The organism is Cytobacillus solani, assembly GCF_001420595.1.
Classification (GTDB): Bacteria; Bacillota; Bacilli; order Bacillales; family Cytobacillaceae; genus Cytobacillus; species Cytobacillus solani.
In genome coordinates this window covers 69,361-93,580 of record NZ_LJIX01000006.1, presented here as the reverse complement: position 1 = coordinate 93,580, position 24,220 = coordinate 69,361, and the positions used below count along the sequence as shown (strand labels likewise).

The 24,220-nt window shown below is 37.8% G+C and carries 23 protein-coding genes, 14 tRNA genes, 1 rRNA gene and 1 pseudogene; 4 read left to right on the top strand and 35 right to left on the bottom strand.

The annotated features are described in order from the left end of the window. Positions 1-140: 140 nt before the first annotated feature. The 3 genes from AN957_RS02255 (at position 141) to AN957_RS02245 (ending at position 3,536) form a co-directional block, all read left to right on the top strand. Positions 141-1,991 (top strand): LTA synthase family protein, encoded by a 1,851-nt coding sequence (locus tag AN957_RS02255; protein ID WP_053477927.1) that lies wholly within the window; start codon positions 141-143, stop codon positions 1,989-1,991. Positions 1,992-2,177: 186 nt separating this feature from the next. Then, complete coding sequence (locus AN957_RS02250; protein WP_053477928.1) at positions 2,178-2,438, top strand: YiaA/YiaB family inner membrane protein; 261 nt, start codon at positions 2,178-2,180, stop codon at positions 2,436-2,438. 174 nt (positions 2,439-2,612) lie between these two features. Continuing rightward, complete coding sequence (locus AN957_RS02245; RefSeq protein WP_053477929.1) at positions 2,613-3,536, top strand: cation diffusion facilitator family transporter; 924 nt, start codon at positions 2,613-2,615, stop codon at positions 3,534-3,536. On the opposite strand, the gene AN957_RS02240 is transcribed toward AN957_RS02245, so the two are convergent. The 5 genes from AN957_RS02240 to AN957_RS02220 form a co-directional block, all read right to left on the bottom strand. Further along, entirely contained in the window at positions 3,533-3,859 is a 327-nt protein-coding gene (locus tag AN957_RS02240; RefSeq protein ID WP_053477930.1) for an ArsR/SmtB family transcription factor, read from the bottom strand. The two genes, AN957_RS02245 and AN957_RS02240, sit on opposite strands and share 4 nt — an antisense overlap. A 76-nt stretch (positions 3,860-3,935) precedes the next feature. After that, a complete protein-coding gene (locus AN957_RS02235; protein ID WP_053477931.1) occupies positions 3,936-4,619 on the bottom strand; it encodes a hypothetical protein in 684 nt (227 codons plus the stop codon). Next, the gene (locus tag AN957_RS02230) at positions 4,616-5,356 is read right to left on the bottom strand and encodes a hypothetical protein (RefSeq protein WP_056681993.1); all 741 of its coding nucleotides are present in this window, start codon (positions 5,354-5,356) and stop codon (positions 4,616-4,618) included. Before AN957_RS02230 ends, AN957_RS02235 begins: the two co-directional genes overlap by 4 nt. After that, positions 5,337-6,239, bottom strand: coding sequence for an ATP-binding cassette domain-containing protein (locus AN957_RS02225; RefSeq protein WP_053477933.1), 903 nt, complete (start codon positions 6,237-6,239; stop codon positions 5,337-5,339). Before AN957_RS02225 ends, AN957_RS02230 begins: the two co-directional genes overlap by 20 nt. Next, positions 6,236-6,580 carry a GntR family transcriptional regulator gene (locus tag AN957_RS02220; RefSeq protein WP_281176483.1) on the bottom strand — a complete coding sequence of 115 codons (345 nt, stop codon included), beginning with the start codon at positions 6,578-6,580 and terminating at the stop codon, positions 6,236-6,238. Before AN957_RS02220 ends, AN957_RS02225 begins: the two co-directional genes overlap by 4 nt. 253 nt (positions 6,581-6,833) lie before the next feature. Here AN957_RS02220 and helD point away from each other — a divergent pair, with 253 nt between their 5' ends. After that, positions 6,834-9,098, top strand: coding sequence for an RNA polymerase recycling motor HelD (gene helD, locus AN957_RS02215; protein WP_053477935.1), 2,265 nt, complete (start codon positions 6,834-6,836; stop codon positions 9,096-9,098). 56 nt (positions 9,099-9,154) lie between these two features. Here helD and AN957_RS02210 read toward each other — a convergent pair whose 3' ends face one another. From AN957_RS02210 to rrf, 30 genes and pseudogenes are all read right to left on the bottom strand, one after another. Continuing rightward, positions 9,155-9,361 (bottom strand): helix-turn-helix transcriptional regulator, encoded by a 207-nt coding sequence (locus AN957_RS02210; protein WP_053477936.1) that lies wholly within the window; start codon positions 9,359-9,361, stop codon positions 9,155-9,157. A 25-nt stretch (positions 9,362-9,386) separates the two neighbouring features. Continuing rightward, positions 9,387-9,896, bottom strand: a complete 510-nt coding sequence (locus tag AN957_RS02205) for a DUF6773 family protein (protein WP_053477937.1) — start codon at positions 9,894-9,896, stop codon at positions 9,387-9,389. Between the two features lie 200 nt (positions 9,897-10,096). Beyond that, complete coding sequence (locus AN957_RS02200; protein ID WP_053477938.1) at positions 10,097-12,007, bottom strand: ABC transporter permease; 1,911 nt, start codon at positions 12,005-12,007, stop codon at positions 10,097-10,099. After that, positions 11,982-12,752, bottom strand: a complete 771-nt coding sequence (locus AN957_RS02195; protein WP_053477939.1) for an ABC transporter ATP-binding protein — start codon at positions 12,750-12,752, stop codon at positions 11,982-11,984. The genes AN957_RS02200 and AN957_RS02195 overlap by 26 nt, the downstream gene beginning before the upstream one ends. A gap of 178 nt (positions 12,753-12,930) precedes the next feature. Further along, the gene (locus tag AN957_RS02190; protein ID WP_053477940.1) at positions 12,931-13,908 is read right to left on the bottom strand and encodes a sensor histidine kinase; all 978 of its coding nucleotides are present in this window, start codon (positions 13,906-13,908) and stop codon (positions 12,931-12,933) included. After that, positions 13,905-14,606 carry a response regulator transcription factor gene (locus tag AN957_RS02185; protein WP_053477941.1) on the bottom strand — a complete coding sequence of 234 codons (702 nt, stop codon included), beginning with the start codon at positions 14,604-14,606 and terminating at the stop codon, positions 13,905-13,907. The genes AN957_RS02190 and AN957_RS02185 overlap by 4 nt, the downstream gene beginning before the upstream one ends. 52 nt (positions 14,607-14,658) lie before the next feature. Then, entirely contained in the window at positions 14,659-15,273 is a 615-nt protein-coding gene (locus tag AN957_RS02180; protein WP_075209068.1) for a hypothetical protein, read from the bottom strand. A gap of 333 nt (positions 15,274-15,606) precedes the next feature. Further along, positions 15,607-16,092 carry a DMT family transporter gene (locus AN957_RS02175; protein WP_053477942.1) on the bottom strand — a complete coding sequence of 162 codons (486 nt, stop codon included), beginning with the start codon at positions 16,090-16,092 and terminating at the stop codon, positions 15,607-15,609. Positions 16,093-16,103: 11 nt separating this feature from the next. Then, positions 16,104-16,262, bottom strand: a complete 159-nt coding sequence (locus AN957_RS28330; RefSeq protein ID WP_231690153.1) for a helix-turn-helix domain-containing protein — start codon at positions 16,260-16,262, stop codon at positions 16,104-16,106. Between the two features lie 19 nt (positions 16,263-16,281). Beyond that, complete coding sequence (locus tag AN957_RS02170; protein ID WP_231690152.1) at positions 16,282-16,803, bottom strand: Crp/Fnr family transcriptional regulator; 522 nt, start codon at positions 16,801-16,803, stop codon at positions 16,282-16,284. Between the two features lie 13 nt (positions 16,804-16,816). Beyond that, positions 16,817-17,255 (bottom strand): annotated as a pseudogene (locus AN957_RS02165) (DMT family transporter). 102 nt (positions 17,256-17,357) lie between these two features. Next, positions 17,358-19,217 carry an ABC transporter ATP-binding protein gene (locus AN957_RS02160; RefSeq protein ID WP_053477944.1) on the bottom strand — a complete coding sequence of 620 codons (1,860 nt, stop codon included), beginning with the start codon at positions 19,215-19,217 and terminating at the stop codon, positions 17,358-17,360. After that, entirely contained in the window at positions 19,214-20,938 is a 1,725-nt protein-coding gene (locus AN957_RS02155) for an ABC transporter ATP-binding protein (RefSeq protein WP_053477945.1), read from the bottom strand. The genes AN957_RS02160 and AN957_RS02155 overlap by 4 nt, the downstream gene beginning before the upstream one ends. Continuing rightward, positions 20,935-21,423 carry a MarR family winged helix-turn-helix transcriptional regulator gene (locus AN957_RS02150; RefSeq protein ID WP_053477946.1) on the bottom strand — a complete coding sequence of 163 codons (489 nt, stop codon included), beginning with the start codon at positions 21,421-21,423 and terminating at the stop codon, positions 20,935-20,937. The genes AN957_RS02155 and AN957_RS02150 overlap by 4 nt, the downstream gene beginning before the upstream one ends. A gap of 187 nt (positions 21,424-21,610) precedes the next feature. After that, positions 21,611-22,210, bottom strand: coding sequence for an undecaprenyl-diphosphatase (locus AN957_RS02145; protein ID WP_053477947.1), 600 nt, complete (start codon positions 22,208-22,210; stop codon positions 21,611-21,613). A gap of 259 nt (positions 22,211-22,469) precedes the next feature. Then, positions 22,470-22,543 (bottom strand) — tRNA-Ile (locus AN957_RS02140). A gap of 6 nt (positions 22,544-22,549) precedes the next feature. Next, a tRNA-His gene (locus tag AN957_RS02135) sits at positions 22,550-22,625 on the bottom strand. A 10-nt stretch (positions 22,626-22,635) separates the two neighbouring features. After that, a tRNA-Trp gene (locus AN957_RS02130) sits at positions 22,636-22,709 on the bottom strand. 5 nt (positions 22,710-22,714) lie between these two features. Continuing rightward, positions 22,715-22,798: transfer RNA gene (locus AN957_RS02125), tRNA-Tyr, on the bottom strand. A 15-nt stretch (positions 22,799-22,813) separates the two neighbouring features. Beyond that, a tRNA-Thr gene (locus AN957_RS02120) sits at positions 22,814-22,886 on the bottom strand. A gap of 159 nt (positions 22,887-23,045) precedes the next feature. Continuing rightward, positions 23,046-23,121: transfer RNA gene (locus tag AN957_RS02115), tRNA-Phe, on the bottom strand. A 169-nt stretch (positions 23,122-23,290) separates the two neighbouring features. Beyond that, a tRNA-Asp gene (locus AN957_RS02110) sits at positions 23,291-23,364 on the bottom strand. 21 nt (positions 23,365-23,385) lie between these two features. Beyond that, positions 23,386-23,478: transfer RNA gene (locus AN957_RS02105), tRNA-Ser, on the bottom strand. Positions 23,479-23,490: 12 nt separating this feature from the next. Further along, positions 23,491-23,564, bottom strand: a tRNA-Met gene (locus AN957_RS02100). Between the two features lie 20 nt (positions 23,565-23,584). Then, a tRNA-Ala gene (locus tag AN957_RS02095) sits at positions 23,585-23,660 on the bottom strand. A 15-nt stretch (positions 23,661-23,675) separates the two neighbouring features. After that, positions 23,676-23,749, bottom strand: a tRNA-Pro gene (locus tag AN957_RS02090). Positions 23,750-23,758: 9 nt separating this feature from the next. Further along, a tRNA-Arg gene (locus tag AN957_RS02085) sits at positions 23,759-23,835 on the bottom strand. A 46-nt stretch (positions 23,836-23,881) separates the two neighbouring features. Next, positions 23,882-23,956 (bottom strand) — tRNA-Gly (locus AN957_RS02080). 17 nt (positions 23,957-23,973) lie between these two features. Next, positions 23,974-24,048, bottom strand: a tRNA-Glu gene (locus tag AN957_RS02075). Between the two features lie 43 nt (positions 24,049-24,091). Then, positions 24,092-24,208, bottom strand: a 5S ribosomal RNA gene (gene rrf / locus AN957_RS02070). Between the last annotated feature and the right edge of the window lie 12 nt (positions 24,209-24,220).

The following is a 24,220-nucleotide window of genomic DNA, read 5'->3' as shown; positions in this document are numbered from 1 at the left end:
TATACATTTTCGTCTTAAAGGTTGAAACCCATTATTTCTCAGACATTTATAAATTGCATAGCAAATAAATATACTTACATGTATACTTTTGTTTGCAAGGTTTAAAGAAAATTGAATTATTTAGTTAGAGGTGCTTTTGTATGCAAAAGTGGGATTTGAATCTAAAAAAACATATTTCCTATCCTTTTATACTCATTATGCTTGTGCTATTTATCAAAATTACGGCATTTCAAATGGTCATTTTTGATAACAAGTCTATTTTCCATATTGTTCTCATTGAATTTCCCATGTGGGCACTCATGGTAACTGGTCTTCTTCTTATTTTCAAAAAGCGGAAATGGCTTTCAATCTGGCTATTTAATCTATGCTTATCTGCACTTTTTATCGTTATTATGTATTACACAAGGTATTTTTCAACCGTTCCTTCCTATTATGATGTTAAACAAATATACCAATCCAATTCTGTAGGAGGAACAGTCGCATTGCTTGGCAGCCCATATGACTTTCTATTTTTCTTAGATGTTGTGCTAATTCTGCCGCTAATTTGGTATTTTACTAAAATGTCTGATCCGCTTTCCTTTCAATCAGCTAAAAAATGGGCTATTGCCTTTAGCTGCGCAGGACTAGTTACTACAGTAATTGCGTTTTTCTATCCATTAGTGGATGTTTCTTACTTTGCCAAGAAGCATGGTTATATTCAATCCCAATTTGTTCAATTATATGAACGTGGAATTGGTACTGCCCTTGCAAAGAATGACCATTTATCCGATAAGGAATTAGAAAAATTAAAGGGAAATGTTTTTCTTCCTCCCTCCGAACATGAAACATTCGGCCTTGCTAAAGATCGCCATGTATTTACAATTCAGGTAGAGTCCTTGCAGGAATTTGTTATAAACAAATCGATTAAAGGGCAAGAAATAACACCAAATTTAAATAAACTTCTTAAGGACAGTGCCTATTTTGATCATGTTTATCAGCAGATCGGGGCTGGGAATACGTCAGATGCTGAATGGATTATGCACACTTCCCTTTACCCTGAGGGAATGGATCCAACAGTAAATGTCATTGATGGCAGTGATATCCCTTCCCTTGTACGTACATTGGAACGTAATGGATATGGAACATCTACTTATCATGCTGATGATATTACATATTGGAGCCGAGATAAGTTATATCCTGCTCTTGGATTTGACTATGTATATACAAGCGAAGATATTCCCAACAAGAATGAAATTGGGTTTGGACCAGCCGACGAAGTATTGTTTAGTTATGTAGAAAAGCAGCTTCCAGGTCAAATGGAAAATCATCCGCGCATGTACTCAAATATTATTACATTAACAAGCCACACCCCTTTTGAAATGCCAGATGAATACGAATATCTTAACTTGCCAGATTCATATAAGGATACGTATGTTGGGAATTATCTCCAATCCGTTCGGTATACTGATGAACAGATTGGGAAGTTTATTCAATCATTGAAGGAACTGGGCATATATGATCAATCACTCATCCTCATTTACGGGGATCACTCAGGCTTACATGGGGCACCAGTGACAGAGAAGGATGAACAGCTTTTAAAAGAAATGCTTGGGCATGATTACAATTTACATGACCGTTTTGTTGTCCCTGTTATATTTAACGCACCCGGAATCTTTAACGGGGAAACACATTCCCAATTAGGCGGCCAAATTGACCTTATGCCTACGTTATTAAACCTGCTTGGAATAGAGCATGATTCGCAAATGATTGGCCATAATCTTTTTCAATACAAAAAAAATCTGCTCGGAATGCGCTATTACATGCCAGGCGGTTCATTTATCAGTAATAACACTTTATACACAGCACCAAGTGCTAAACTTCCTGCGTTATTATATAATCGGGAAACGATGAAGAAAACGAAGAACACGAAGAATATGCAAAAATATATTGATAACACATTACAAATTATGCAGTATTCAGACTTTATTAGAAAAGAACAAGAGAAGAAATAAACACCCCGTATGCAGTCTCTATCTGGAGGCTGCATTTATTTTTTTATGACCGAATGCCCACTTCCAAACAAGTAAAAATATGGTATAATCATTACAGTTTCCTTCATTAACAGCTACTTTATCTTTCTAACAAATTATGCTTTATAAAAACAAATAGATTATCATATTCATAAGGAGGTCATTCGAATGCAAAGATATCGAAGAAGAAATACAACTGCATTCACCGTATTAGCCTACTTTACGTTTTTTGCAGGCGTGTTTCTATTTTCCATCGGTCTATACAATGCCGATAATCTTCAACTGAACGAAAAAGGTTATTACATTGCTGTTATGATTCTAGTTGCAGTTGGAGCGATTCTTACTCAAAAGGTTACAAGAGATAACGCTGAAGACAATGAAATCATTGCAGAGCAAGAAAGAAAGCAAAACCTTAATAAAATTGATTAATTACGTAAGGAAGACACAAACCCATGTGTCTTCCTTTTTTATATTTTTTTAAACATTGGATAAAACTAAGTACTTAATTTCATTTAAATTTAATTTAATTGTTGAACAATTTGCTAATTTATATCATAATATATATGAGCATATATTCATATAATAAAATAGGAGGCATCAATTATGGGACATCACCACGGTCATTCACATGGTCATAATCACTCACACGGTCATACAGGAAATAAAAAAGCTTTATTTTTGTCTTTTCTACTCATTGCATCTTTCATGATTGTTGAAGTTGTTGGGGGCTTATTAACAAATAGTCTCGCACTTCTTTCAGATGCAGGCCATATGCTTAGCGATGCTGCCGCATTAGGTTTGAGCTTGTTCGCAATTAAGCTTGGAGAAAGAAAAGCTTCTGCCTCAAAAACATACGGATACAAACGGTTTGAAATTATTGCTGCAGCATTAAATGGGCTTACACTCATTGTGATCTCCGTTTATATTTTCTATGAAGCATACCAGCGTTTTTGGAATCCGCCTGAAGTGCTTAGCGGAGGAATGCTGATTATTTCAAGCATTGGTTTACTAGTTAATATTATTGCAGCATGGATTTTAATGCGTGGGGATAAAGATGAGAATCTAAATGTTCGCAGTGCTTTCCTTCACGTAATCGGCGATATGCTTGGCTCAGTAGGAGCAATTATTGCCGCTTTGCTGATGATTTTCTTTGGCTGGGGAATTGCGGACCCGATCGCAAGTGTCATTGTTGCAATACTCATCTTAATCAGCGGATGGAGAGTAATGAAAGAGTCTTTCCATATTTTAATGGAAGGAACACCAGCAAACCTTGAGATGGACAAAGTGAAATCATCTTTATTAAAGATCCCAGAAGTAGCAGAGGTGCATGATATGCACATATGGTCGATTACTTCAGGCATGCCGATGCTAAGCTGCCATATGGTTATCGAGGGAGAAGGTGTTCACGATACCATTCTCCACCATGCACAATCCATTCTCCATGATGATTTTGAGATTGAACATAGTACGATTCAGATTGAAAAAATAGAGCATGGCTGCCCGAATCATCATGGAAGCTGCAATTAATGATGATTCGCATGCTCGATCGTTTGTCTTAAAATATCCATTACATGCTCGTCATCACATGAATAGAATAGGGAAGTTCCTTCTCTTCTAAATTTAACTAAACGTAAGTTTTTTAGAAAACGAAGCTGATGGGAGACAGTTGACTGCAGCAAGGACAGTTTTTCAGCAATATCGTTCACGGAATGCTCGCCCTCAAATAACAAATGCAAAATGCGAATCCTTGTTGGATCTGATAATGCCTTAAACGTTTGTGAAACTATGAAAAGAGTTTCTTCATCAAGTTCTTTTAAATGAAAATGCTGATCTTTTTCCAAATGAATCATCCTCCCTATCCCTATTATAACAATACTTGAAGAGGAAAAAATCATGGGCTTATGTAAAACCCATGATTTTTTTATATTATTCGCCAACAAAGATTACGGACATTTCTGTTCCTTCAATTAATTCCAGGTTTTTCGGAATACGCATGTACAAATATGGACTGTTCACTATAATATGGCTTCCTTTTTCCCTAGCACCAGTAAATTGATTGATCGTAAATTCATTTTTCACTATGGAAACTTTAACTTCTCTCTCTTTCGGTGGTTTAATCGTTAAGATATTATTCTCTAGCACATAGCTGAGTGGTTCACCAGCCATATCGGTGAAATCAAGTGTATCAATTGTCAGTGCACCAGCAAAACAGAAAACCTCTATTTTTCCGTCATCCACTTGTTTTCTCTCCACATGTAGTTCAGGAACGTTCCCATAGATTGTATCAATTTCAAGTGTCTTCCCTTGATAATTGTCAAAGTTCTTTTGATTGACTAGGTACTTCTCATCAATGTCTTCAATCCTTCCCGCTCTAAGTGCTTTATGAAGTTGATTATCCGCTTGACTGATCTCCTTTTCACTGACGGTTTCTCGAGCATGTAATTTTCCATCTGCAACAAATGGTGCAGCAGCCATTGAAAGAAGCAGCACACCCACATAAGTAAAAAGAAGCCAATGAGTTATTTTCACAGTAACAAACTTTTTGCGCTTATTAATTGATAGGAATGCAATAGCAAGTGCAACCAGTAATATAGGAATGATACTACTCATCTTCTAACCTCCATCCGATTCAAAATAGCAATGGAAGTAAAAAAGAATAAACAACTGGTCAATAATATCTTTAAAAGCAATAAAAGAAGGGATGGCTCAAAAAAGTAGAATTTAAAGATACTTGTTAAGAATGGCTCCTTTTGAACACTCGTTTTAAGCAGAATAGTACCAAAGAATAAAACAGGAACGAAAAGGATAAATAGTTTACTGACTTGAACTAACGTTCCTACTAAATAGCCGAATGCACTTATGCAGAATACATATAAAATGGTCATACTTATCCCAAGCGCAAGTTCCCTAAATCCGCTCTGAAAGCTGTATAACTGCTCATTAAAAATAAAATAAGCAATAATTTTCAGCAGGTTGTTTACAAGCATAGCAGTAATTCCACCAATGATACTAGCTGTTAGTAAAAATATTATATTTGCAAGGCTACTGCTTAAACGATTTGTCACATAAGTAAAATCTTGATTTCGATAAGGCTTTGTAGTAATTATAATGGCTGTTACGAAAGCCCAAATCATTGTAAAAGCAATAACTAAGTCTGCGGAATAATACTTAACTTCAATACTAAGATAGCCTGAGGAGGCAAGCGTTGAACCAACACCGCCTAAAGAAAATAGCAAAGCTAATAATTGAATCCATATAAGTGAACTGAAAGAGTCGATATTTGCTTTTAGTTTAAAAAGATACTGTTTTTTTACAATATCCACTAAATTAGCGATCACTAAAGACATTGTCAATTCCTCCTTTCGATTCACTGGTTAAGTAGACACATAGATCACTTGCGGAAACAGAGGTAATCTTTAATCCTGCAAGACTAGCTTTCATAAGTGAAGGCTCATCGAAATCATTTTTCACCACTGCGTACAACGTATCTGCACCTATTTGATTCTTGTAAATCAGCTCTTTTTTATCCGACCATTCAAGAACAGTTGCAGTTGCGCCTTTTATACCAATCGCCCATTCTTTCAGTTCTTCCATTGGCATATGCAAATGTTTTTTGCCATCGTTTATCAGAAGAATATCTTCCAGTAAATCTTCTATTTCATCTAAATGATGACTAGAAAGTATAATTGTACGTGGAAAAGCCAGATAATCCTTGAGCAGCGCTCGGTAAAAGTCCTTTCTAACTACTGCATCCATACCTGTTGTCGGCTCATCAAAAATCGTTAACGGACATCTTGCTGCTAAGCCAACAATCATATTGAAAGTACTCGTTTTCCCCTTAGAAAGCCGCTGATGATAAGCCTTTCGATCAAAGGAAAAGTAATCAAATAGGCGTTCCGCCAAATCCATATCCCAATTTGGATAGAAACTACCCGCAGCTTCTAATAATTCGTATAGCTGCAATGCTGGTGGAAAGCTCATTTTATCATCGACAAAAATGGAGTGTGCAGACACATTTAGGCTATTAAATGGCCTTTCTGAAAAAACTTGGATCGTCCCAGAGGTTTCTTTGAGGAAACCTCCTATTATTTTCAACAATGTTGTTTTCCCTGCCCCATTTCGTCCAACCAGTCCTGTAATTTTATTTTCTTCAATAGAAAAGGAAAGTTGATTTAAGGCATTTTTCCCTATATAGGCTTTCGTTAAATCTTTACACTCAATAACCTTCATTGCTCCCCCTCCTCGTTTTGAACGGCCTTTATCATTTCAATTAATTCATCTTCACTCATTTGCAAACGAGCAGCCTCTAAAACCACTTCTTGTACTAATCGCTTCAATGTTTGGTTCTTCCGTTTGTTTATTATCATTTCTTTCGCATTTACTGAAACAAACATCCCAAGCCCCCGCTTTTTAAATAGGATGCCTTCATCAGCAAGCAAGTTAAGTCCCTTTGCTGCTGTGGCAGGATTTATCGTATACATTTCCGCTAACTGGTATTGGGAATACACCTTTTGGTCACTTTCAAAGTGGCCTTTCATAATCTCTGTTTCAATCCATTCTGCGATTTGCACATAAATAGGCTTCGTTCCATCCGTATTAAGAATAGAGATCGCCCCCTTCCGATATAGTGCATTACTGTTGTAATGTAGTATATATTATATTTCTAGAATATTCAAGTTCCCCACTCAAAATATTAGGTGCTACTATTGCGAGATGATTGGTATTGCATCCAACTGATTTTTCTGATAATATAAATTCCTTGTCACTCACGCTCCTATGTTTTTCTCCATTGCGGCTGAATTTGTAAATGGAAAGGAGATTCAAATGTCATTTCAACAACAGCACCCCGATTTTCAACATGAAGTTCAACGTCTAGACTTTACAAAGAAGTATATTGATGTCGTTATTAAGACGGCTGAAACGAGCAAGGACCAATTTCTAGAAAATATGAAAGAAGCTTTTCAAGATACGGATGCGCTCGAATCCAGCATGAGCTATTTATCCCTTTTAACCAATGCACGATTTTTTGAAATGTCCCGTGAAGAATTGAAAAATTTAAAGGTTGCGAGAAGGAAGCCATATTTTGCAAGACTTGATCTCTTACGTGAAGGCTTGGAAGAGAAAGAAAGCTTATACATTGGAAAAACGTCTTTATATTCGAGGGAGAATCAAGAACAAATTATTGTGGATTGGCGATCGCCGATTGCCAATCTGTATTATGAAGGACGGCTTGGTGAAGTTCATTACGAATCATATGAGGAAAGCTTTAATGGCTATTTATCCCTAAAACGTCAGTTCATGATTGAGGATGGGCAGCTTGATGAAATTCGTGATATTGATCTAACAACAACCGATGAGCTTCTGCAGGAATCACTTTCAAAAAGCTCAAGCAACCGACTTACAGAAATTATCTCCACAATCCAGGAGGAGCAGAATAAAATAATTCGGGCTGACTTAAATCGCCCAATTATTGTACAGGGTGCTGCTGGAAGCGGGAAAACAACGATTGCTTTGCACCGAATTAGTTATTTCATTTATCAATATAAAGAAAACTTTGCTCCTGAACAGCTGATGATTTTGGCGCCAAGCCGCCTCTTCATTGACTACATATCAGAGGCACTGCCGGAATTAGGCGTTGAGAAAGTCAGGCAAACGACTCTACAAGACTATATACAGGCATGCATTGCCCAAAAGCTGAACATTCAAGATGATGACAAGCTTGTACGCCTTTTGGAAAACTCAAATCACAGCGAAACGGAAATCGCAGCATGGGCATCCTCCATAAAAGGCTCCCCTGTCTTTCATCGAATATTAACTAACTATATTACTAGTATTTATGAATCCTTTTATCCTTCAAAGGATTTTACTGTCGATAAATTTCGGCTCTTCAGCTACAAAAAATTCATCCAACTTTTTAAGGATGACTATAATTATCTTCCTTTATATAGAAGATTGGAAAAGCTGAAAGCTGTCCTACAGAATGATCTCGCTAAGAAAAAGAAAAACATGATAGATAAAATCGAAACGTATTACGATGACCGGATTGAACGGGCAATCTATCGAGGGAAAGATCCAGACAAAAGAAGGCAATATGTATCTGATGCACTTGATAAAAAGGCCTTAAGACTTGCAGAAATAAAAAAGGCCATTAGAAGTGCCGTTTCTACTTATATGAAGCAGTTTCCAAAAAGGACGTTAATTCAATACTATCATTCTTTGTTCAATGATCCGAAGCAGCTTTACCATTGGGCAGAAGGTCAGCTCTCTGAACAAGAAACCCAGAATCTCTGCCAATATAATAGACAGCTTTTTGCAAAAAAACAGTTCGAGAGAGAAGATCTTGCTCTTTTGCTGTATTTACAGGTACACCTCTTCGGAATACCAAAGGAACTGAAAGCGAAAAATATCGTCATTGATGAAGCACAGGACTACAGCTTTATGGAGCTGCTCTCTCTGAAAAAAGCACTTGATACAGACATGTTTACACTTGTAGGCGATCTTGCACAGGGAATTCATTCCTATCGAGGACTGACATCATGGGAAGAGGTAGTGAATAATATTTTTCCGCGGGCAACATATACAGAACTGCAAAAAAGCTATCGTACGACTGTTGAAATTATGGAAAAGGCAAACGAGCTTCTGCGGCTGCTCCCCTACTCTTTCCCTGTTGTAGAACCAGTTGTCAGACACGGGGAAAGCCCAAAGTTTATTAAAAGAAAAAACGGAAAAGAACTCGTCAGCCAAATTGAACAACAAGTGACCCATTTAAAAAAAGAAAATTATAAAACGATCGCAGTCATCGGGAAAACAATGAAAGACTGCCGGCTCCTTTACAGCCTTTTCAAAGAACATTCCCATGAGTCTGTTAAATTACTGGAAGAGCAAGAAAAAATCCCTAAAGATGAAATGGTGATTGTTCCATCCTTTTTAGCCAAAGGCTTGGAATTTGATGCGGTTATGATCGTCTGTGTAGATGAGACATTTTCAAGTGAGTCAGAACTAGATATCAAGCTGCTTTATGTAGCAATGACAAGGCCTTTGCATCGCTTGTACTTTTACGGTGAACGAAAGGAAGACTTCATAATTTAGTTTTTCCTTAAGTAAAAGTGCCTGCCACTCTATATTTTTAGTAGCAGGCGCTTTTCCTATTCTTCTTCATCCTCTTCCCAAAATAAATCATCCAATGTTTTTGACAGTGCCTTACAAATAGCCACACATAAATTCAAGCTTGGATTATACTTCCCTTGCTCAATTAGCCCAATTGTTTGTCTTGAAACCCCTACAATCTTGGCTAAATCATCCTGTGATAAATCTTTTGCAACACGTGCTACCTTTAATTTTATGTTTTTCATTGCTTCCCCCCGCCTTTTTAGACTGTCATTCGTCTAAATCCTTTTCAGTTGCTTTTATACTAGCCTTCTTGGCAACGGAAAAGCCGCCAGCAAATAATACTAAAAAGAGCGGAAGATAGATCATTAGTGTGGCAAAAAATACGATGACAAAATAAAAGATGCTGTTCAATAAACCACTTCCATATACTATTGCACTTCGAATCCCAAAAAATAAACCTATAATTACACCTAATCCCAAACCAATATACACATTTTTTGAACTCATAGGGACTTTGCTGTTTCGATCATGAAGCTCCACTTCATCCGAAAAAATTCCTATGCTTGCTGCACGAACCGTATAGTAAATGCCAGACACGAATAAAATGATTAATTCAGTGGTAACTATCTTTGCATCTATCCCATACAGATAATACTTAGTAACAATTGAAATTAAACAAAGTATCATCACAATCGTGTAAATTTCCTTATAGATTTTGTTTTGCATATTGATCATTCGTTCGTCAGCTATTTTCTGTCTTTTACTTAGCCATTTCATGCTCATTCACTCCCTTAACAACTTCCTATATATCCTATTATATATTATTAATTACAAAATGCAACATATATATTACATTTTAATTTATATAAATTGCATTATCTATCCAACATAAAAAGAGTCTATTTTGTTTAAAAAACAAAATAGACTCTAAATTATTTTTTCCTTCGTATCTTCCACATGGGCTGAGGTGATTCTATTTAAATTAACGATTTCTTTAAATTACGCAAATAGTTATAGCGAATAAAGAAGAAATAAACAATCTGTGCAGCAAGAAAGCTGGCAAGAACAATGACTACCTCTCCTGCAATCGATAATGTAAAGTAGCTTTGCAAAGCCATAAACGCAAATCCGCTATGAATAAAGGCAACCACAATAGGAACAAAGAATAGCAATGCTAACTGGCGAGTCACAATCTTATTCAATTCTTGGTCGGTTAAGCCTATTTTCTTGATGGTTAAATATTGACGGCGGTCATAATCTAAATCCGCATAGAGACGGAAGTAAAGGAAGCTCCCTGCTGTGATAAAGAAGACTGCGCCTATTAATAAGGCAACAAATAACATCATCTTAAACATGCTCATTTGTATATTTAATAAGGTACCGCTGACTGTCATCGAATAGGAACTATCATCAGAAGGAAAGGCAACTCCATCTTTCACTAAATTGTTTGCAATACCTAACGTTTTCTCAATATCCTCTATATAAAATCCGGTAAATAACTCTGTACTTACTGGTGTAAGTTTTTCATATAATGGATCGCTTACGACCATTCCTTCATCATAAACAAGCTGCCAAGGCAATACAACATGCTCTGTTGAGCTTTCAGGCTCCAGCTTTATATCTTCCTGTTTTAATATAAAAGATAAAAAATTGGAATTTCCGAGGGATGATGACTTCATTTCCAGTGCATCTTGCTCTGCTAGAGGTTTTTCGGTAAAAACATATCCTGCTGCCTCTGCAATTTTTTTATAATTAGAGAAAGAAATGACAGCCAGTTCTTCAGGTGGATATAGAGCTTCTGAAGATGAAGATGCTATTTCAACTATTTTTATTGGCACTTGATTCTTGTGATAGCTCAGTTGTTTCTCTTTTAACTCTGACTCTATTTGTTCTAAATTCCTTTGATGAAGCGGCTCCTCATCCATCGCAATATAACTGATTTCCGCAGGATACTCAGTATCAATTTGCTCATTCAGCACATTCATTGAAGCAAGTGTCCCAACGGCACAAAATGCTACTGTCGAAACAATAGTAACCAAAAAAAACATCCTGGCATTATCCTTCAAACGATAGGCCAGACTAGAAATCGTAATTATATTTGTTTTATTCCAAAACAGCAATCGATTTTTCTGCACTAATTTCGTCATAAAAACTGATAGCTGGGTGAAGAAGAAGTAGGTTCCGATTATTGTCATGCCAATGACAGGCAGCATGCGAAACAATAATGAATACACCGTTGCTGTTGCAGCTAAATAATAGCTGACTAGCAGCAGCACGGCTGAAACCACTGAAAGGAATACCGATGTTTTCGGATCCTTTTTCGGCTTTTCTCCTGCCTGAAATAAATCGATTAATTTATTCACTCGGACAAGGATAGCTGTAAATAAGGATATGCAGAAGAATAAAATTAAAAAAGCGCTTATTGTTATGATTAATACCTTTGTTGATAGAATGAACGGCAGTGGTTCAATTCCAATCATTCTCGAACCAATCATTAAAAAAAGCTTCCCCGTGATTATTCCAATACCTATCCCTGTTAGAATAGATGCGATCCCAATAAGCATATTTTCCAAAAACACCATGCGATTTAATTGACTTCTCGTCATACCATGCATCATTAATATCCCAAATTCACGCTTTCGCGATTTTAGAAATGTGCTAACAGAATATAATACAAATAAAAAGGAAAAAACATACATAATCACTTCTGCCGCTACCATAAGCTGTACAGCAAGCGAGGCAGTCACCCCATTTTTAATATCAGGGTGAAAGATAAAAAGTGCATAGACAAAGAAAATGAGCACGGAGAAGGCACTGCTTAAAAAATACGCCGCATATGTCCGCTTATTACGGATGACGTTTCTAAAGACGAACTGTGGAAAGGTCATGACTATCCCCTCCTAACAATGCGAGCATATCAATAATTTTTTGGAAGAAAGCCTGACGGTTATCCCCGCGGTAGATTTCATTATATAATTCTCCATCTTTAATAAAGATGACTCGATGACAAAAGCTCGCAGCAACAGCATCGTGAGTAACCATTAAAACAGTCGCCCCATCTTCCTCATTCAACGCTGTCATCGTCTCCATAACATCCTTTGATGCTTTTGAATCCAAATTTCCAGTTGGTTCATCAGCTAAAATGAGTGAAGGTTTATGAATAATCGATCTCGCTATCGCTGTTCGCTGCATTTGCCCACCAGAGATTTCGTATGTCCGCTTTTTCAGAATTTGATCAATCCCTAGTTTTTTTGCAACTTGCTGAAGTCTAGCTTCCATCTCTCGAACACTTACACCATCAAGTGTAAGGGGAAGAACAATATTTTCCTCCACCGTTAATGTATCAAGCAGGTTAAAATGCTGGAAGACAAAACCAAGCTCACGTCTTCTGAATAAAGCTGTTTCTTTTCGATTGAGCACGTGCGGATTTTTGCCTCCAATAAATATCTCTCCCGATGTTGGACGGTCAATCGTTGCTATTAAATTTAAAAGGGTGGTTTTCCCGCTCCCGGACGGGCCCATAATCCCGACAAACTCCCCTTTTTCAATGGTGAAATTTATATTGTTAAGTGCTTTATGAGCCACTTTTCCTTCATAGATTTTTTCTATATGTCTTACGTCTAGTACCGACATACCGTTCACTCCCTGTTCATTTGTAGCATCATTGTATCTTGAAAACTGTAGCTCGTGCTATGTGGCTAACTTACAGTTAGCTTACAGACTTGTAAGGTAGCTAATCCTTAATTGTCCACCCCAGCATACATAAATGAAAAAAGTGCCTTCACGCGGTGCTGGGCATCGCGAAAAGACACTAGAAGATGATGCGTACAGTAGTCCCATGATTAACTTTTGATTCAATTTCGATTTGGTGGCCGAGTTTTTCACAGATTTGTTTTGCCAAGTACAGCCCCATTCCGGTTGATTCCTGAAAGTTCCTCCCGTTTTCTCCAGTAAAATACGGATCAAACACACGGAGAATGTCACTACTTGGAATTCCAACACCTTCATCTTGTATTTCCAATATCCTATTTTTGCCTCGACTGTACTCTCTAAAGTATACCTTTCGATTTTCCTCCACCGTATAGCGGATCGCATTCGTAATCAATTGTGTTATTACAAATGACAGCCATTTTTCATCCGAGACGATTGTTGAATGAACATCTATTTGAATGGATGGAAAAATACGCTTGCGAATAAATAAACGTTTTTGGTTTGAGGTAACCGATCTTACAATGGATTCTAAATAGAGGGTTTCTACATAGAAATCTCGTTCAAATGTTTCGAGCCGCGCAATATATAAGACCATTTCCAAGCCTTTCTTTAGGCGATCAATCTCATCAGCAATTGCCTTAAACCTTGGGTCGTCCTCTTCCTGAATCATTAAATGAATAACTGAAATCGGTGTCTTCATCTGGTGAACCCACTGATTAATGAACTGAATATGATCTTCCAGCCTATGTTTATAAGTATGTAAGTCTTTTTTATACTGACTATATTGATTTTTCAATAGCTGCTGTAAACCTTCAGTCAGTGGGGAACCTGCTCCTTGTGGTTCATTCACTAATTCGTCTATCGAAGTCAGCGTTTTTTCTAACCGCTGATAAAATCCTTTATTCCGTATATAGCGATAAATAAGGTACCCTGTAAGTAGACAGAGGCTCAGTACAGCAGCATACACACTCACTGCCATATTGCGATAACCATCGAGCCAATAAACAAGTAAGATTAGGAATAATTGCATGACATAAATAAGAAGGAGAGGCATTTGTTCCCGGAAAAATAACTTCATTCATCATGCCCCCAGTTTGAATTGAAACGATACCCTTGGCCGCGAATGGTTTGAAGTGCATTACTTATATGTAAAGCATCTAACTTTTTTCGAACACGTGTGATATACACGTTCAATGTATTATCGTCAACAAATGCCTGATCATCCCAAATTTTTTCTAATAATCGATCCCTGCTGACAACACGTTCTGATTTCTTCATTAATTCATCCAAAATTTTTGCCTCTGTATGACTCAGTTCAATGTTTTCATCATTGAACGTGAGAATCATTCGCTCTACATCAAGCTTTAAGCCTCCCACTGTAATAGTTCGGCCATTTTGAGAGGTTGCATATGAACCATATGCCCGTCTAAGATGGCTATTAATTTTAGCAATAACAATCTCAAAGTCAAACGGTTTCGTGATATAGTCATCCCCTCCGTTTTCCAGTGCCATCACTTGATCCATTTTACTATCACGTGCAGAAATAAATACGATGGGGCAAGTAGATAGATTTCTGATTTGACGGCACCAATAATAGCCATCATATTTCGGCAAATTTACATCCAGCAAAACGAGGTGTGGCTCATATTGTTCAAATTGCGATCGAACAGCATCAAAGTTTTCAACAGTCTTTACATCATAGCCAAATTTATTCAGATGCTCTTCTAATAAGCTAACAAGCTGCTTGTCATCTTCAATGATAAATATTTTAAACATCGCTACTCCCCTTTTCTTCTTTTAAAATTGTATCAAAAAAATAGAAGATAGCCTAAAAGCTACCTCCGATGAATTTGTAACCAACTATATATTTCGCTTTTTCTAGAAATGAAGCTGTAACCTCCCTTTCATTATTCATAGAGGTGCCCTGAGGTGAAAGGTAGGAAAAAAGCTGTCCCTCGTATATTAAACTGAATTTCTCACAGTTTGCTAAATCATTCGGTTTTACTAGGCTTGGGTGTTTACTACTAATTGCGATCCCGCCAGAATTTAAAATAGTCGCCACAAATTCCGAACAAAAGAAAGCTTTTTTTCTATTAATTTTTTTATTTAAAAGAACCCCAAAAAGACCAATAAAATTATATTTATACGCTTGCTTTTCAACTTCGATTTGTCTAACTCCATTAAGCATCTGTTTATATTCAAATTCTGAAACAGAACATTTGTAAACTGCACATTTTGCTTTCCTGAACAATTTCCCGTTCATATCTTCCTTTACAAAACCACCGATAAATGGGTTGTTTGCACGTTTTCTGCCAAAGCTATATGTTGTATCTAATTCTTTTGTAAAGGAAATGGAAGCATGATTTAATGGGTATTTCGTAAACCTTCTAATCATTTTAGTGAATAATGTCCCTGTATCTGTAAGAATGATATACACTTCCATTTCTAATCCCCCTTGTAGCAGCTGCTAAGCTCTCATATAATTTTAACGTATCTATTCTTAATTCTATATTCCTATAAATCCCTTATTTGCAGAACAATCGCGAGCTCTATCTTCATCTAGGACTAGAGTCTTATTATTAATAAAAACGCTTAAAATGGCATTAAAGTTTCACTTTTGATTATTTTCAGTATAAAGAAGAATATATAAAAAAAGCTTAAGAAAACTCTTAAGATTTTCTTAAGATTCCTAAGCTTTTTGATTTTCTTTTTACAATAGTAAATACTTGTATAAATGTTAGATTAATTCTCTCAAGTTACTTTATGGGCAGCTTTCTTAAATGGGTTTTATTCTAAAAAAGACTTTCGAAGTATGTTTTTGCTGCCCAGTTACTTTCTTCAGTTTAAACACACTGATGCCTGCAATCATTAAAGTAAGTCCGACCAATTTGTTTATTGTAAATGAAATAGTTTCAAATCCAAACCAACCAAATGTATCAATAAGCACTGCAATAAAAAGCTGAGCTACTAGAACAATGGAAATTGCATAAGCTGATCCGAGCATACGAATCGCCTGCATTATACAATAGACAACCCCTACCCCAAGGAATCCACCTAATAAATAGATCTTATTCACATTTCCAACAGAAAACAGCTGTGTGTCGTCCATAATGATAAAAATTGGGAAAGATGTAAATAAACCTAACCCCAAGACTAAAGTAGTTGTCGCCCACATACCAACCTTTTCACTTACTCTTGTATTAAAGACCGTCTGCAGGCTAATGAATACACCAGCCATTATAGCAAACAACATTCCTTTCATGTTTCTCTGCCTTATTCATAAATATTTCCATCAGCAAGTTTCTTCAGTCGCTGTATATCCTTTATATACAACGAACCTTTTTTTCGTTGTATAATCCCTTCCTTGCTTAGTTTGTGAATGACTCGATTTAAGTGACGGTAGCTTGTACCAATAAGATCTGCGATATCCATCAGATTTGATGTTTGCATTTCACTGTAAAAAAAGAGATCCTTCTCTTTCTGTTGACAGAGACAATAAGTAGCTTGCAAGGCGTATATCAACTGGATAGAGCATGTTTAAACTTGTGGCATGTGATTCCGTATAGAATTTTTCTGTGACAATTGCTAGTAAAAATTTCAGGAAATCAATTTGATTCGTTTCCATCCCTCTTAATTCGGCAAAATGAACACCAATAACTAGCCCTTCACTAACAGCTTCAACCGTGTTAAATACCTCTGTTCTTTTTACATATTCTATATCCCCAATTACAGCCAATGGTGTTTTGAAACGTACAATTAACGTCTTACCTTCTGGAGATGTTGTGAAAATTTTCACCTTCCCCTTCACAAGGAAATACATATGCTGAATTTCTTCTCCCTTTAAACATAAGATTTCTCCTTGCTGAAAGTGATAGAGAGACATTTTTCTTTTCACTTCTTCTGAAAAAATTGGATTCAGCCCAAACTGCTCTAGACATTCTAATAACTGATTTTTATCTATTATTTCCTTCACAATTTTCTCCTTTTTACAATTTAAATATAGTCACTCCTGCTATCATCATAACCATTCCGATTACTTGATGAATCGTAACATGAATTTTGTTCATACCGAAAAGCCCCTTCGCATCCACCATAAAGGCACATAGCAGCTGGGCGATTAACAGTATAGCAATCGCTAAAGACATGCCAAGTAGATTAATCGCTGTCATTTCTCCAACAACAATTACAACACCAAACATTCCTCCAAGCACATATATAAAAGGAACCTCTTTAAATCCCTTTCTTCCATCCCGAACAAATAAATAGATAATGGCAGAAAAAGTTAACCCAACGAGAAACCATCGTGGTTGTATGCCATGGGCTAAGCTCCTCACCTAGTCTTGAATTAAATACACCTTGCAGAGAAATGAATATCCCAGCAATAATGGCAAATAAGACACCTTTCACACTTTCTCCTCCTAACATTTCTTTCTATTAAAATACAGAAGGAGAATACAAAAAAGGACAAATGTCCCTTTGTATAATAAAAGAGGCTCCATTTCTATGTAGAAAAGAGCCTCTTTCTGCTTATCCTGCAGCTTTTTCAGAGAATTGACTGTTGTAAAGATCGGCATAGAACCCATTACCTTCAAGAAGTTCTATATGTGTTCCTTGTTCAATCACTTTGCCTTGGTTCATGACAAGAATTAAATCGGCATCTTTAATTGTTGAAAGACGGTGAGCAATTACAAAGCTGGTACGTCCTTCTAATAACCGATTCATCGCCTGTTGAATAAATACTTCTGTCCTAGTATCTACACTAGAAGTTGCCTCATCCAGTATCATAATTGGCGGATCTGCAAGAATCGCTCGTGCAATCGTCAGAAGCTGCTTTTGACCTTGCGAAATATTAGATGCTTCTTCATTTAATACTGTCTCATATCCATCTGGCAGTGTACGAATGAAGTGATCGGCATGGGCTGCTCGTGCAGCTGCAAAGATCTCCTCATCTGTTGCTCCTTCTTTTCCATAAGCAAGATTGTCTTTAATCGTTCCATTAAAAAGCCATGTATCTTGAAGCACCATTCCAAAGCTTTTTCTAAGATCTCTGCGTGACATATTCCGTGTATCAAGACCATCAATCTTTATCTTTCCGCCATTCAGTTCATAAAATCGCATGAGGAGGTTAATCATCGTCGTTTTTCCAGCACCAGTTGGTCCAACGATGGCTACCGTCTGACCTGGTGAAACATTGATATTCATATCTTTTATTAACAATTCTTTCCCATATCCAAAATCCACATGTTCAAAGGTAACAGCACCCTTTGCACTCATTAACGTTTCTGATGTTACTTCTTTCTTTTCTTCTTCTTCATCAAGAAGTTCAAAAACACGCTCAGCAGCCGCAACAGTTGCTTGAATAATATTTGCAATATTAGCAGTTTGTGTTATCGGCTGTGTAAATTGCTTTGAATAAGTAATAAATGCCTGAATATCCCCAATGGTAATGGCTCTCTGCGTCACTAATATCCCGCCGACAACACTAATGATGACATAGCTTATATTCCCAATAAAAAACATGATTGGCATAATAATCCCCGATATGAATTGAGCTTTCCTTCCTGCATCATACAATTCCTCATTAACAACATCGAATTGCTTTAACGCCTTTTCTTCATGCCCAAATGCTTTTACTACTTGATGACCTGTGTACAGTTCTTCTATATGTCCATTTAATTGACCAAGAGTCCGCTGCTGATCAGCAAAATGTTTTTGTGATCTTTTCAAAATTGGTCCGATAGCAAACATTGACACTGGTAAACTAATAATTGCAATTAACGTCAGGATTGGGCTGATTGAAAGCATCATAATAATAATCCCGATAATCGTAACAATGGAGGTAATGAACTGTGTTAAGCTTTGCTGAAGTGTACTGCCGATTGTATCAATATCATTCGTTACGCGGCTTAGCGTTTCTCCGTTCGAACGGCCATCAAAATATTTAAGAGGCAATCTCCCCAATTTTTCATTTACATCCTCCCTAAGATCATACACCGTTTTTTGAGCAACACTAGACATGATATATTGCTGCAAATAGCTAAACAAACTGCTAAAAACGTATAGTCCGGCTAGTAAAAGTAGGATTTGCCCAATTTTTGTAAAGTCAATCTCCGCTCCAGGAACCCCCTGAAACTTCCCATATGCACCTTCAAATAATTCCGTTATCGCTGTTCCCATAATTTTTGGGCCAACAATCATGAAGATTGTACTCAAGATGGCCGCAACAAAAACAGCAGCCAATTGGTACCTTCGAGGCTTCAAATAGGCCAAAAGACGTCTCAATGTCCCCTTAAAATCTTTTGCTTTTTGCCCCATCATCATCATGCTTCCGCCACCTGGACCTTGCCCCATCTGTTGGCTATCTTGAGGTTTTTTCTTCTTGCTCATGCGATCTCCTCCTCTGAAAGCTGTGAAAGGGCGATTTCTCGGTAGACATCATTCGTCTCAAGCAGCTCCTGATGTGTCCCAATCCCTGCAATTCGTCCATTTTCTAAAACGATGATACGGTCAGCATCAACGACTGTACTGATCCTCTGCGCAACAAGCAGCATAGTTGCATCCTTTGTTTCATCTTTTAGTGCTTGACGAAGCTTTGCATCTGTCTTGAAATCAAGTGCAGAAAAACTATCATCAAATATATAAAGATCTGGTTTTCGAACAAGAGCTCTAGCAATCGACAATCTTTGCTTCTGTCCTCCCGATAGGTTGGATCCGCCTTGTTCAATTTCTGACTCATATCCATCTTTCATTTGCTGTATAAATTCTTCTGCTTGTGCAATTCGAGTGGCTTGTTCAATCTCATCTTGTGAAGCATTTGAATTTCCAAAGCGAATGTTCTCAGCAATTGTGCCAGTAAATAGCATTGCCTTTTGCGGCACAAAGCCAATTTTTGATCGTACCTCGCTTTGTGGGGCTTCTCTAATATCAACCCCATTCACACGAATAGAACCGCTAGTTACTTCATAAAAACGAGGAATCAAATGGACGAGCGTTGATTTTCCTGAGCCTGTCCCCCCAATAATAGCTGTTACTTCACCCCGCTTGGCTGTAAAACTAATATCTGTCAATGCAGGTTCTTCAGCACCAGGATAACTAAAAGTCACATGTTCAAACTCGAGTGTCCCTTGCTCACGATCTGCTTTCAGTTTTCCTTCATCAAGAAATGCCGGTTTCATATCAAGCACTTCATTGATCCTTTTTGCTGATACTGCTGCACGCGGAATCATAACAAACATCATAGAAGCCATAACAAGCGCGAACATAATTTGCATAACATATTGGATAAACGCCATTAAGTCCCCTATTTGCATGGCCCCATTATCAATACGAATTCCACCAAACCAGATAATCGCAACAACAGTCAAGTTCATAACAAGCATCATCACAGGCATCATAAACGCCATTACTTTATTCACTTTAATTGAGACATCTGTCAGTTCTTTATTTGCTTTCTTAAGACGTACTTTCTCCTGTGGTTCACGATTAAACGCCCGTATCACTCGAATCCCTGTTAAATTTTCACGTAAAACAAGATTTAAACGATCCAGTCGTTTTTGAACAGTTTGAAAAAGTGGCATCCCTTTTTTAAAAATAAAAAGAATTGAACCAATCAACACAGGCATTGTGATAACAATGATAATGGATAATTCTGCATCCTTTGAAACAGCCATAATGATTCCCCCGACTAACATAATCGGTGCGCTTACAACCATACGAAGCATCATGATGACTACTTGCTGGATTTGCGTAATATCATTTGTTGTTCGTGTAATGAGTGATGCCGTTCCAACCTCATCAAATTCCTGCAGTGAAAATTTCTCCACATGATTAAAAACCTTTCGCCGAATATCACGACCAAGTCCTATTGCAGCATTAGAAGAATAATAGCTGGCAATAACAGAAGCGATAGCACCTACTGCTGAAACAACAAGCATTAAACCGCCAATCTTCCAAATATAAGGGGTATCCCCTAAAACAACTCCTTTATCCACGATATCTGCCATCAGTGTAGGCAGAAAAAGTTCAGCCATTGATTGTACAAAGACAAGTCCTAAAACTGCTAAAATAATCCACTTATAAACGGATAAATGCTTCAGTAATTTTATCAATTCATTTTCCCTCCTTGATCTGTCACTTGGGATTCTAAATAGGCTGATAGAAGCAAATGTGATTCAAGCAGTTCTTCATACTGTTTGTCTGTTAACTGCTCCATAGCAGATTGAAATAGCTGATGAATTCCTCCATCTTGAAGGTGCATCCTTTTTAAAAATGCCTTCCCTTTGTCCGTAATCTTTAACTCCATCTCACGTCGGTTCCCTTCCACTTGCTGACGGTTTAAAAACCCTTCCTGAGCAAGACCATCCACAGCATGGCTCAGCGTGCTTTTAGGAAGAAAAGTTTGTTCTCCAACTTTTTTTTGTGTCAGTTTCATTTCTTTATGTAGAGTTAGTGTCATCAATATCGTATATTGCGGGACAGATAGCCCATTCTCAACGGCAATTTTTTGAACGAAGCGCACAATATTTTTCTGCACACTCCAAAATGAACGCAATAATTGTGTTGAGCGTACTAACTTTTGATTTTCATGTTCCATTAAACATACCCCTTTCATCACTACTTGATAGTTCAATAATGGACAGTTCAATATAGGAGTATTTAAATTTACACCTTTTTATTTTTGCAGTCAAGCGATAGCAAATTCCAAAGATAAACTTTCGGTGTCCAAAAACATAAAAAGACCAGCTAACTGTTTATTAGCTGGTCTTTTATTAGACTGATTTTTAGAAATCCTTAGATTTAGATTTTGAAGGCAATATATATCCTTCTCCTTTTTCATATAACTTCAATAATTTTTGAATGAAGCTTATCCTAGGGACAACATAGTAAACAACAACTGCTGAAACAATACTTATTAATGCTCCTGCAGCGACATCAGCAGGATAATGCACGCCTACCCACATTCTTGATATTCCTACTAAGATAGCGGCTATCATCCATAAAAAGCCGTACCCTTTTTTAAAAAGCCAAAAGGTCATACAAAATGAAAAGAAAAGTATGGTATGGTCACTTGGAAATGAGTTCCCCACTGTCTTTTCTATTAATTTATTCACATTGGCCAGTTCAGCAAAAGGCTGATAGTTTGAATGGAATGTTCCTGCTAGTTTTCCTATGATTTCAGCGAAAATAAAAGTAATTCCTGCACTTATTACCATCATTCTATTCTTATACTCACGAGTAAACCAATAAACGATCGTTGCCAGTGCTAAAAGATATACTGTATATTCAGCAATGAAAATAAACGGAGGGTTTAAGAATGTGTATTCTTTCCCTAAGTCGTTAATCATTCTAAATATATTAATGTTCGTTTCTGTAAATGACATTAGCTGCTTTCCCCCCTAATTTCTTTCTTATACTACAATTATGTCCCATGCGCTGTAAATGGAAAATTTGTTTACCTTACATTTGCTTACATTTTTGTAAGGTAAGAGTTTAAACCAATAGGTTAATAACTATTGCATAGAATTAACAAAACAATTAAAAAATAGATAACTAACTATATCTCAATGACATGGTTAGTTATCCATTTTTTAAAATCGCCATTTCCTATAAGAATTAGGCTAGCTATCTATTCATAAATGATGGGCCTAAATGGACTCGAACCATCGACCTCACGCTTATCAGGCGTGCGCTCTAACCAGCTGAGCTATAGGCCCGCATTATGGGGCGGCTGATGGGAATCGAACCCACGAATGTCGGAACCACAATCCGATGCGTTAACCACTTCGCCACAACCGCCAAAATAAAATGGCAGGGGTAGTAGGAATCGAACCCACACTGAAGGTTTTGGAGACCTTAGTTCTACCTTTAAACTATACCCCTATAAATGGTGGAGGGGGGCAGATTCGAACTGCCGAACCCGAAGGAGCGGATTTACAGTCCGCCGCGTTTAGCCACTTCGCTACCCCTCCATAAGCTTTAAAACATGCCGGCCAGAGGACTTGAACCCCCAACCTACTGATTACAAGTCAGTTGCTCTACCAATTGAGCTAGGCCGGCATAGTAAATATTAGTATATTATTTAACTCCAATATATTTATAGCGTCGTCCTGATCTCAGAAAGCTTTTACAAGCAGCAGCTCGATCAGTACGCTAAAGTATTTCAAGAAGCATATTCGATCGTGCTCTACCAATTGAGCTAGGCCATCATCATATAAATGGTGGCTCAGGACGGAATCGAACCGCCGACACAAGGATTTTCAGTCCTTTGCTCTACCGACTGAGCTACTAAGCCATATATTGTTTTATTTCCTAAACATTGATTGCATTAAAAACTGTGCGGCAAAGCCCTTTGGTCTTTGTTGCAAATTGAAAGTTTTCTATTCATGGAAGCATTGCTTCGCAGGTAAACTTTCAATTCTCTACCAACTGAGCTACTGAGCCAAATACAAATAAAAAAATAGCGGTCCGGACGGGACTCGAACCCGCGACCTCCTGCGTGACAGGCAGGCATTCTAACCAACTGAACTACCGGACCAAATTATTATACCAAATGAAGTGGAGGAGGAAAGGGGATTCGAACCCCTGCGCGGTTTGACCCGCCTGTCGGTTTTCAAGACCGATCCCTTCAGCCGGACTTGGGTATTCCTCCATATTAAATAAGTAGCGGCAGAGGGGATCGAACCCCCGACCTCACGGGTATGAACCGTACGCTCTAGCCAGCTGAGCTACGCCGCCAAAATATTATTTTAAATCTATGGTGGAGCCTAGCGGGATCGAACCGCTGACCTCCTGCGTGCAAGGCAGGCGCTCTCCCAGCTGAGCTAAGGCCCCATAAATAATAAAAAATCGGGAAGACAGGATTCGAACCTGCGACCCCTTGGTCCCAAACCAAGTGCTCTACCAAGCTGAGCTACTTCCCGTTAAGAATATGGCGCGCCCGAAAGGAGTCGAACCCATAACCTTCTGATCCGTAGTCAGACGCTCTATCCAATTGAGCTACGGGCGCATTTATTCAAATAGTACTGAGAAGTGATCTAAACTCAATGGGAAATTGGAGCGGAAGACGGGATTCGAACCCGCGACCCCCACCTTGGCAAGGTGGTGTTCTACCACTGAACTACTTCCGCACATAAAAGACAAATAATGGTGACCCCTACGGGATTCGAACCCGTGTTACCGCCGTGAAAGGGCGGTGTCTTAACCGCTTGACCAAGGGGCCCATATTAAATTAGACGAAAAAAATAGCCCAACATTAGGGCCTAGCCTGGCGGCGTCCTACTCTCACAAGGGGACAGCCCCTAACTACCATTGGCGCTGAGAAGCTTAACTGCCGTGTTCGGGATGGGAACGGGTGTGACCTTCTCGCTATCGCCACCAGACTATTTTTAGTT